This is a genomic window from Flectobacillus sp., from assembly GCF_049240685.1.
Lineage (GTDB): Bacteria > Bacteroidota > Bacteroidia > Cytophagales > Spirosomataceae > Flectobacillus.
Map to the genome: position 1 here is coordinate 45,211 of NZ_JBMLSD010000027.1, position 6,846 is coordinate 52,056.

Here is a 6,846-nt window from a genome sequence, read left to right on the forward strand (position 1 = left end):
TGCCGAATGCTCAAAGCCGAAACCTGAAAGCCGTAAGCTCAAAGCCAACCCATCACTCAAAATTCTTAACACCCGCCACTGTTGCCTAGTATTCACTTTTAAAAATTTAATCCACAAATAGTATTGTTTTTTCTAGGAAAATTATAAATTTGGGGTATATGAAAAAATGGTACTATTTATACATTTGGTTGGGACTTTGCTCGCTTTGTAGTTGCGAGATAAACGACTATGTAGAACCGCAAGCATTGCCCGACGCAACACACGAGGGTTTACAAACTTTTGGTACTAAAATCAATGGAAGTTTGTGGGTGCCTTTTCAAAAATATCGCTCTAATCCCAATATCAAGCCAGCTCCTGTGGTTTGGGGAAAATTACAACAACAGACTTTACGCATTGCCGTAACCAATCAGCAAACATTGGAGTCGATTAGCTTGATGATTAATGGGGTCAATGGAGTTGGTACATATCGTTTTATGAGTTTTTTTCCGAAAAATGCCTTGGAGTTTACTCCCTATGCTAGTTTGTATCAGCGTTGTGCCAACGGCGATTGCTCTCAATATGTGATTTGTAATACCTGCGAAAACAAAGTGAATATTACGTATTACGACACGACAAGAAAGATTTTTTCAGGAACATTTGAGGTAACATTCCAAAAAAAGGATAGCCCTTCTGAGAGAGTTACCCTTTCTGATGGTCGTTTTGATATAAGAGATTAAGCTATTTTTTTCATCTTTCTAAATCCCCAGTATCCTAACCCTCCTAAAATCAAAAGCATCCAAAATCTGGTAAAGAATAGGATTAGGTCTTGAAATAAATACCAGCCTTGATTTACGCTTTCGATTAAACTAACCCCAAAATTTGGTCTTTTAAACGCTTCACTTTCAAGATTAGCAAGCACTTCTCGGTGTACTTGTGCAGGCTGATAAATGAGTACATTGATGGTGCTGTAGGCAACTTGATCTTTTAAGGCAAGTGTTTCAATCTGACGTGTATCCGCTTGCGATTGTATATGATAGAGGCTTTCTGTCGCAGGAGCCGTATCTTTTAGATTTGTCCCCTTCTTGATTTCTTGCTTATATTTCTTTTCAAAACTGCTAAATCGACTTTTCCTTACTTGACTTGCCAGTAATTCAAGACTGACATCATTGGCACCGATAGATTGACTTTCCATGAACAATACATAAGGTTGTAATGCTATCAAAGCATCATCAAAATATACTGTAGGTATGCGCAAGGTAATTTGATTGGAAAGTTCGAAGGTCTCATTTCTCATCAAGGAATCTTGACTGATTGCTACATCTTGAGTACTAATTACATGCGAGCTCATTGTTGAGTTGGTTACAAATCCTCCCCATTTTTTGGTAAGTTCAGTAATATCGTTGGTTGTTTTCTGAACATCTTTTACTCTAAAATTAAGCTGTGCTGTTCTCACAAATTGGCGTTTGGTAGGCAAAGAAATGTCCCCTTCCATAGTACCAGAGGCAGAGTCCAAAGCAGCCGTTTCATACGATTCAGCTCCCGACTCTGATTTGTGCTCGGCACATGATACTAAGCCTATAGCAAGACTTAGGGTGCTAATAATGATGTACTTTTTCATAGTTGTGGAAATGGTTGTTAGGAAAAGGTGAACTGGTAGAAATATTTTAAAAACTTGATATATTCACTTAACGAGAAGGTAGATTCGATTATTTTTAATAATTAAAAAATAATTAAAAAAATATAAATTTCATTTTAATTATTGGACTGATTAGATTTAAGTTTTGTGTTTTAGGCACAAGGCAACAGGCACTAGGCAAAGAGTGTTAAATGGTTTTGAGTAACGATAGATATGTGCTTGCCTAATGCCCAAACCTGAAAGACGAAAGCTAAAGAAAAGAAGGCGTTTTTTATGAAATTATAAAGACCTTTTGCCTAAAGCCTACGGCATACAGCCTAAAGCATTCAATAACGATGGATATGTGCTTGCCTAATGCCTACAGCATACAGCCTAAAGCACAAAATTATTTTCAATATTCCAAGACTTCCGGATTTTATCAAAGCCGAAATAGGAGAGTATTAGAGATATCCCTTAACTTGCGGATGAAAGTGTGAGAGGGAGATGTTTATTTCATTCAAAACTATTTTTACATAACAAAACAAAAATGGCACTTATTAAACCAGTAAAAGGTGTTTCGCCAGTATGGGGCGAAAATTGTTGGATTGCAGAAAATGCAACGATTGTCGGAGATGTAAAAATGGGCGACAACTGCACGATTTGGTTCAATGCCGTGGTTCGAGGCGATGTCAATGCTATTGAGATTGGGCATAATACCAATATTCAAGATGGAGCTGTGATACATTGTACCTACCAAAAAACAAAGACAATTATTGGCAATTATGTTTCGATAGCACACAATGCGGTGGTTCACGGTTGTGTAATCGAGGACCAAGTATTGATTGGCATGGGGGCAATTGTCATGGATGGCGCCGTCATAGAATCGGGTTCGATTATTGCCGCAGGTGCCATCGTTACACAAAATACTCGTGTTCCAGCAGGCTCTATTTATGCAGGAAATCCTGCCAAATTATTAAAAGAAGTATCTCCAGCAGCAGCGGAGGTATTTATGCGCACGGCAAATAATTACTTGATGTATGCCGAATGGTTTAAAGAGTAAAAAAGTTTACTCATCCTGATATAATGAGGATAGGTAGATTGAAAACAGATAATATTCCCTGATTCCTAATAACCAAGAACAATTATAGAAATGGCAACTATTTTCACAAAGATTATTAATGGCGAGATTCCTTGCCACAAAATTGCAGAAGACGAAAACTATCTAGCATTTTTGGATATCATGCCTTTGGCAGAAGGACATACTTTGGTAATTCCGAAAAGAGAAATTGATTATATTTTCGATATTGAAGACGAACTATTGTCAGGTTTGATGCTATTTGCCAAAAAAATCGCACCAGCTCTATCTCAAGCGTGTCCAAGTAGACGTATTGGCGTATCGGTAATTGGCTTGGAAGTGCCTCATGCTCACGTGCATTTGATTCCTTTGAATACCATGAATGATATTAACTTCACTCGTGAAAAGCTTAAGCCAACACAAGAAGAATTAACAGCTACGGCAGAAAGAATTAAATCATTTTTGAAATAGCTTTTGTCTTTGTTGAAGAAAACTCAAGAGCAAAAAAAGCGGTCGGGAAATATTTTCCGACCGCTTTTTTTGATGCTACTGTGCGAGATATGATTTGGTTTAAGACGTAAAGTATTACGTTTCTACATCAAGAATATAAATTTTTTAAAAATCACTCAACCGCTCAATCATAACTCACTCCATTTTCTACTTCAAGAAGGTTCTCAAAGTCATAATCTCGTTGGCAGGGATAGCTTTTTCGTATAAAATATTGTAAACGGCATCGATGATAGGCATCGATACATCGTAACGCTTGTTGACTTGATGAATACTTTTTACTGCATAATAGCCTTCGGCTACCATATTCATTTCAATTTGGGCTGATTTAACAGAATAACCACGTCCAATCATATTCCCGAAAGTACGGTTACGAGAAAATTGCGAGTAGGCCGTTACTAGCAAGTCGCCCAAATACCCAGAGCTATGAAGGTCACGATAAGGGTCAGGGTAAACGATGTCCAGAAAACGTTTGATTTCTTGCATTGCATTAGATACCATTACTGCTTGGAAGTTATCGCCGTAGCCTAGTCCGTGGGTAATACCACAAGCCATGGCAATAATATTTTTGATAACGGCACAGTATTCTACGCCATACAAATCACCAATCGGATTGGCCTGAATGTAACGACAACTCATCAGGTTGGCATAGTCTTGAGCCACTTGAAGGTTGGGCGATGCAATAGTCAAATAAGATTGTTTTTCGAGGGCAACCTCCTCGGCGTGACACGGACCTGCTATCGCAGCAAGCATATTTTGAGGAACCCCAAATACCTTTTCCATCCAGTCGGTAACCAACATATTTTCCTCAGGAATCATCCCTTTGATGGCAGAAACAATCTTTTTACCAGCAAAGTGATTACGGTTAAGGTTTTTGAGTGCATCTGGAATAAATGCCGCAGGTACAGCCAAAATGACGTATTCTACACCATTAAGGGCGTCGTGCATCTTATGATAAGCACGCACCTTACGAGGATTCAACGGAGCATCGGTTAGGTAACTAGGATTATGATTGTATTTTTTGATAAAATCCACATCCGATTTGCGACGCAACCACCACTTGATTTTAACGTTGTTTTCCGACAAAATCTTAATAATTGCTGTAGCCCAACTGCCACCACCCAATACTGCGATTTGAGTAGGCAAATTTTTCTTAAAAGCTGGAATTTCTGTCATGGGAGTAAAGTTACATACTTCTGGGAATTTTGGAGTTATGTGATTCCGAGGTTTTTTTGCTAATTTGTTATGCGTATTGGCAAATGTACCTGCCATACCACATTTATCTCAACAATAAACGCTTCATCTTACATGAAAAAAATCTATTTCTTCATTTTTGCTTACCTCTGTTGTTCGATGACTTTTGCCCAAAAACTAAGCATCGAAAGTATCATGCAAGACCCCAAGAATAGTATCGGAAGTTTACCTTCTAATATTTTCTGGTCGGAAGATAACAAAACTATTTATTTTAACTGGAATCCTGATAAAAATAAGGCCGACTCTCTTTATGGTTTATTAGTTTCTGACAAAAAAATCTTCAAAGTATCGCCTAGCGTTCGCCGTGGATTGCCTTCTACTTTTGGCGTGTATAGCAAAGACCGATCTAAGAAAGTATTTACTCGTAACGGAGATATTTTTTTGATGGATACCCAAACTCAAGCAGTACGCCAGATTACCAATACTTTGGAATATGAATCTGATGCGGAGTTTTCGGGAAAAGAAGATAAAATTATTTTTACAAAAGCCAATAACCTGTTTAGCTTCAATCTTTCCAATGGCGAAATCGTCCAACTAAGTAATTTTATTGCAGGTGCAAAAAAACCAGAAGCAAAACAAGGCGAACAAGATAAATGGTTGAAACAAGATCAATTATCGATGTTCGAAATTTTGAAAGAACGTGCAGATAAAAAGAAAGAAGGTGAAAAAATCAGTAAAGCTGATTTGCCCAAACGTCCCAAAGAATTTTACCTAGACGAAAAGCGTATCGACAACCTTGTTTTGAGCCCAGATGGCAACTATATTACTTTTCGCTTAGTAAAAGCTGCTACAGGAAGCAAATCTACGATTGTGCCAAACTATGTTACTGAATCGGGCTTTACGGAAGATATCCCTGCTCGTACCAAAGTGGGTGCGCCAGCAGCGAGCTATGAGTATTTTGTGTATCAAATTGCGAAGGATACCATTCTTTCTATTCCGACTAAAGGTATTGAAGGCATTTATGACCAACCTGCTTATTTGAAAGAGTATGCAGTAAAAAAAGATACTGCTAAAGCTAAAAAGCCAGAAGCTAGAATGGTGCTCATGAGCGGTCCAGTATGGTCTGAAGATAGTAAATATGCAGTTATGGTAGCTCGTAGTACCGATAATAAAGACCGTTGGATTTTGAAGTTTGACCCTATTACTCTCAAACTCGAAACTATCGATCGCCAACATGACGAAGCATGGATTGGTGGACCAAATATCGGTTTTGGTACAGGAAGCTTAGGGTTTTTAGCTGATCAAAAAACTTTGTATTTTCAGTCAGAAGCTGATGGCTACTCGCATATTTATACTGTGGATTTGTCAAATAATCAAAAGAAACAATTGACAAAAGGAAAGTTTGAAGTTCAAAGTTTACAACTCTCAAAAGACAAAAACTTCTTTTATATCACCACGAACGAAGTACACCCTGGCGAACAGCATTTTTACAAAATGTCAGTTACTGGCGGTGAGCGTACTCGCTTGACCAAACTAGCGGGTTCTAATCAAGTAGTATTGTCACCAGATGAAACCAAGTTAGCTTATTTGCACTCAGAGAGTACAAAACCTTGGGAATTGTATTTGCAAGACAATTCACCGACAGCCACAGCAACGCAATTGACTCAATCAACCAGCGAACATTTTAAGGCATACAAATGGCGAGACCCACAAGTGTTGACGATAAAAGCAAGAGATGGCGAAGATATCTATGCTCGTTATTATGAAGGAAAAGGCGCAAAGGGTAAAAAGCCAGCAGTAATTTTTGTACATGGGGCAGGATATTTACAAAATGCACACAAATGGTGGAGTCAATATTTCAGAGAATATATGTTCCATAATTTCTTGGTAGACAATGGCTATGATGTATTAGATATTGATTACCGTGGTTCGGCAGGTTATGGTCGTGATTGGCGTACAGGAATTTATCGTTTTATGGGAGGAAAAGACCTTACCGACCACGTAGATGCGGCTAAATGGTTGGTAGAAAAACATGGAGTAGATGCTAAGAAAATCGGTATTTATGGCGGTTCGTATGGTGGATTTATGACCCTAATGGCTTTATTTACTTCTCCAGACACATTCAAAGCAGGCGCTGCATTGCGCCCTGTGACTGATTGGGCTGCTTATAATCACCCATACACGGCTAATATTTTGAATGAGCCACAAAAAGATTCAATTGCTTACCGCCGTAGCTCGCCAATTTATCATGCAGCAGGTTTGAAAAATCGCTTATTGATTTGCCATGGTATGGTCGATGTCAACGTTCATTTCCAAGATGTTGTTCGTCTTTCGCAAAGACTAATTGAGTTGAAAAAAGAAAATTGGGAGTTAGCAGCCTACCCAATGGAAGATCACGGTTTTGTAGAACCAACTTCATGGATGGACGAATACAAACGTATTTTTAAACTGTTTGAAGAAGAATTGAAAAAGTAAT

Annotated in this window: 6 protein-coding genes; 4 read left to right on the forward strand and 2 right to left on the reverse strand. The window is 38.4% G+C overall.

Features of this window, described 5'->3' with window-relative positions:
* The first annotated feature begins 158 nt into the window (after window positions 1-158).
* Window positions 159-716 (forward strand): hypothetical protein, encoded by a 558-nt coding sequence (locus ACOVQ4_RS01415; RefSeq protein ID WP_421818882.1) that lies wholly within the window; start codon window positions 159-161, stop codon window positions 714-716.
* On the opposite strand, the gene ACOVQ4_RS01420 is transcribed toward ACOVQ4_RS01415, so the two are convergent.
* Window positions 713-1,597 (reverse strand): DUF4349 domain-containing protein, encoded by an 885-nt coding sequence (locus tag ACOVQ4_RS01420; RefSeq protein ID WP_421818883.1) that lies wholly within the window; start codon window positions 1,595-1,597, stop codon window positions 713-715. The genes ACOVQ4_RS01415 and ACOVQ4_RS01420 overlap by 4 nt on opposite strands.
* Before the next feature lie 544 nt (window positions 1,598-2,141).
* Here ACOVQ4_RS01420 and ACOVQ4_RS01425 point away from each other — a divergent pair.
* Together ACOVQ4_RS01425 and ACOVQ4_RS01430 are read left to right on the forward strand one after the other, a co-directional pair.
* Window positions 2,142-2,654 (forward strand): gamma carbonic anhydrase family protein, encoded by a 513-nt coding sequence (locus ACOVQ4_RS01425; protein ID WP_095161213.1) that lies wholly within the window; start codon window positions 2,142-2,144, stop codon window positions 2,652-2,654.
* 90 nt (window positions 2,655-2,744) lie between these two features.
* The gene (locus ACOVQ4_RS01430) at window positions 2,745-3,140 is read left to right on the forward strand and encodes an HIT family protein (RefSeq protein WP_095161214.1); all 396 of its coding nucleotides are present in this window, start codon (window positions 2,745-2,747) and stop codon (window positions 3,138-3,140) included.
* Between the two features lie 186 nt (window positions 3,141-3,326).
* Here the strand turns inward: ACOVQ4_RS01430 and ACOVQ4_RS01435 are convergent, their stop codons facing one another.
* Complete coding sequence (locus ACOVQ4_RS01435) at window positions 3,327-4,352, reverse strand: NAD(P)H-dependent glycerol-3-phosphate dehydrogenase (protein WP_421818885.1); 1,026 nt, start codon at window positions 4,350-4,352, stop codon at window positions 3,327-3,329.
* 132 nt (window positions 4,353-4,484) lie between these two features.
* Here ACOVQ4_RS01435 and ACOVQ4_RS01440 point away from each other — a divergent pair, with 132 nt between their 5' ends.
* Window positions 4,485-6,845 (forward strand): alpha/beta fold hydrolase, encoded by a 2,361-nt coding sequence (locus ACOVQ4_RS01440; protein WP_421818884.1) that lies wholly within the window; start codon window positions 4,485-4,487, stop codon window positions 6,843-6,845.
* Window position 6,846: the final 1 nt, after the last annotated feature.

Bases quoted from the DNA above. Each gene is read 5' to 3' on its own strand.
- ACOVQ4_RS01425 (WP_095161213.1), top strand. From the start codon at position 2,142: ATGGCACTTATTAAACCAGTAAAAGGTGTTTCGCCAGTATGGGGCGAA.
- ACOVQ4_RS01420 (WP_421818883.1), bottom strand. From the start codon at position 1,597: ATGAAAAAGTACATCATTATTAGCACCCTAAGTCTTGCTATAGGCTTA.
- ACOVQ4_RS01440 (WP_421818884.1), top strand. From the start codon at position 4,485: ATGAAAAAAATCTATTTCTTCATTTTTGCTTACCTCTGTTGTTCGATG.
- ACOVQ4_RS01435 (WP_421818885.1), bottom strand. From the start codon at position 4,352: ATGACAGAAATTCCAGCTTTTAAGAAAAATTTGCCTACTCAAATCGCA.
- ACOVQ4_RS01430 (WP_095161214.1), top strand. From the start codon at position 2,745: ATGGCAACTATTTTCACAAAGATTATTAATGGCGAGATTCCTTGCCAC.
- ACOVQ4_RS01415 (WP_421818882.1), top strand. From the start codon at position 159: ATGAAAAAATGGTACTATTTATACATTTGGTTGGGACTTTGCTCGCTT.